This window comes from Mitsuaria sp. TWR114 (assembly GCF_007997345.1).
In genome coordinates, this window is sequence record NZ_VOSR01000896.1 from 1 (window position 1) to 2,380 (window position 2,380).

Here is a 2,380-nt window from a genome sequence, read left to right on the forward strand (position 1 = left end):
CGCGCACCTGCGCCTCGTCGGCGCGACCGTAGCCGCGCGAGATGACGCCGGCGCGCAGGTTCAGGCGCTGGAGCGTGTCCAGCAGCGCGAGGGTGGTGGGGGTCTTGCCGGCGCCGCCGACCACCCAGTTGCCGACGACGATGACCGGCACCGGCAGCGGCTCGCTGCGCTTGAGGCCCAGCCGGTAGAGCAGCACCCGCAGCCGGATCACCGCGCCGTGCAGCGCGGCCAGCGGGCGGAGCAGGTGGGCCAGGCGATCGTCGTCGCGCCAGGCGCGCTGCAGCCGGTCTTCAAGTGCCGGCCGGGTCATGCGCGGGCCCGGCCGACCGCGGCGCCCACGGCGGTCATTGCGGCTTGTTGGCGGCGAAGGTCAGTCGCGTCAGGTTGGCGCGACGCGCCGCGTCCATCGCGTTGACCACCGCCTGGTGCGGCGTCGCCGCGTCGGCGGAGACGATGACCACCGGTTCCTGCTTGCCTTGCGCGGCCTGCAGCAGCGCGGCGGTCAGCAGGTCGACGCTGCGACCCTCGACCGCGTTGCGGTCGATCGCGTAGCGGCCGTCCGCCGAGATGGCCACGATGATCTCGGCCGGCCGGTCCTTCAGCTGCTGGGCGTCCGCCGTCGGCAGCGTCAGCTGCAGCTCGGTGAACTTGGAATACGTGGTCGACAGCATCAGGAAGATCAGCACGACCAGCAGCACGTCGATGAACGGGATCAGGTTGATCTCCGGTTCCTCGCTCTGGCGACGGCGGAACTTCATGCCTTGGCCTTGCCTGGCGCGGGCGTGGCCACCGGCGGCGGCACGGTCACCGGACCGGCGTTGGCCGCATGGGCGCCGGCGGGCATCGCGCGGTTCACCAAGTGCGTCAGCAGGCGCTCGCTGGCTTGTTCCATGTCCACCACGTAGGCCTCGATGCGGCCGCGGAAGTAGCGGTAGAACATCAGCGACGGGATCGCCACGATCAGGCCGAACGCGGTGTTGTAGAGCGCGATCGAGATGCCGTGCGCCAGCAGGCCGGGGTTGTTGCCGGTGGGGCTCTGGCTGCCGAAGATCTCGATCATGCCCACCACCGTGCCGAGCAGGCCCAGCAGCGGCGCCGCCGCGGCGATGGTGCCCAGCGTGTTGAGGTAGCGCTCCATCTGGTGGATCGCGTGGCGGCCGGCCAGCTCGAAGACCTGGCGCAGGCGGGCTTCGCCGGCGCGCGGATCGGCCTGCGAGGCGCGCAGCCCGGCGGCCAGCACCTGGCCCAGCAGCGAGTTCTCGGCCAGCTTGCCCACGACCTCGCCGCTCGGGATCTGCAGCTGGGTCACGCCCAGCACTTCCTCGATCAGGCTGGGCGGCGCCACCCGGGCGGCGCGCAGACTCACGACGCGCTCGATGATCAGCGCCAGGGCCACCACGGAACACAGCAGCAGCGGCCAGATCGGCCAACCGGCGGCTTGTATGATCGAAAACAAGGCTTTCCCTCCGTTCGGGCATCTCCGGCCCGGCGGCGCATTATGGCGCCACGCCGCCCGCGCTTCGACCACCGCGGCCCCTCATCACAAGCCCTTACAAACATCCACCGAACCTGTGGATAACTTTGTGGGCAACTGGTCGCGGAACCGCGCCAGGGCCCGTCAGCAAACGGCAAGGATTAGCCTGCTTCAAAAATGAGCAGGAAAAAGCTTTTGAAAAACAAGCGCTTATCGATATGTGACGCGGGCATGACGGGCAATATGGCCTGCGGAGCCAGCATTGGCGCGGCTGTGGAGTTCCCGACCCGCGCCATTGCTGGGTTTGCGCATGATTGACGCCCCACAACCCGCATCGCCACGGATGGTCTGGGGGGTCGCGGCCCTGTTGACGGCCCTTTCCGACGCATTGCAGGCCAGATTCCCCGTCGTGACGGTGCAAGGCGAGCTGTCGGGTTTCACCCGCGCGGCCAGCGGCCACTGCTACTTCAGCCTGAAGGATGCCGACGGCCAACCGGCGATGCTGCGCTGCGCCATGTTCCGGCGCGCCGCCTCGATGGTCGACTTCGCGCCGCGCGACGGCATGACCGTCGAGCTGAGAGGCCGGCTCGACCTCTACGGGCCGCGCGGCGAACTGCAATTCATCGTCGAGGCGATGCGGCGCTCCGGCGAGGGCGCGCTGTACGAGCAGTTCCTGCGCCTGAAGGCGCGACTGGAGGCGCAGGGCTGGTTCGATCCCGACCGCAAGCGCCGCCCGCCGCCCTACGCGCGCCGGATCGGCGTGATCACCTCGACCGGCGGCGCGGCCCTGCATGACGTGCTCACGGCGCTGCGCGGCGCGCGCCGCATGCGCGGGTGTTCATCTACCCGACGCTGGTGCAGGGCAGCGAGGCCCCGCCGGCGATCGTGCGCGCGCTGGCCGCGGCG

At 70.1% G+C, this 2,380-nt stretch carries 3 protein-coding genes and 1 pseudogene; 1 reads left to right on the forward strand and 3 read right to left on the reverse strand.

The features are described 5' to 3' along the window. From FUT87_RS25465 to FUT87_RS25475, 3 genes are all read right to left on the reverse strand, one after another. Positions 1 to 310 (reverse strand): tetraacyldisaccharide 4'-kinase (locus tag FUT87_RS25465; protein ID WP_186830763.1); only part of this gene is annotated, 310 nt, incomplete at its 3' end. Between the two features lie 34 nt (positions 311 to 344). Then, positions 345 to 758: a biopolymer transporter ExbD gene (locus FUT87_RS25470; protein WP_091732241.1), complete on the reverse strand. Its 414-nt coding sequence runs from the start codon at positions 756 to 758 to the stop codon at positions 345 to 347. After that, complete coding sequence (locus FUT87_RS25475; protein WP_147242807.1) at positions 755 to 1,456, reverse strand: MotA/TolQ/ExbB proton channel family protein; 702 nt, start codon at positions 1,454 to 1,456, stop codon at positions 755 to 757. Before FUT87_RS25475 ends, FUT87_RS25470 begins: the two co-directional genes overlap by 4 nt. A 328-nt stretch (positions 1,457 to 1,784) precedes the next feature. Between FUT87_RS25475 and xseA the strand changes: the two are divergent. Next, positions 1,785 to 2,380, forward strand: a pseudogene (xseA, locus tag FUT87_RS25480) (exodeoxyribonuclease VII large subunit); the annotation flags it as partial.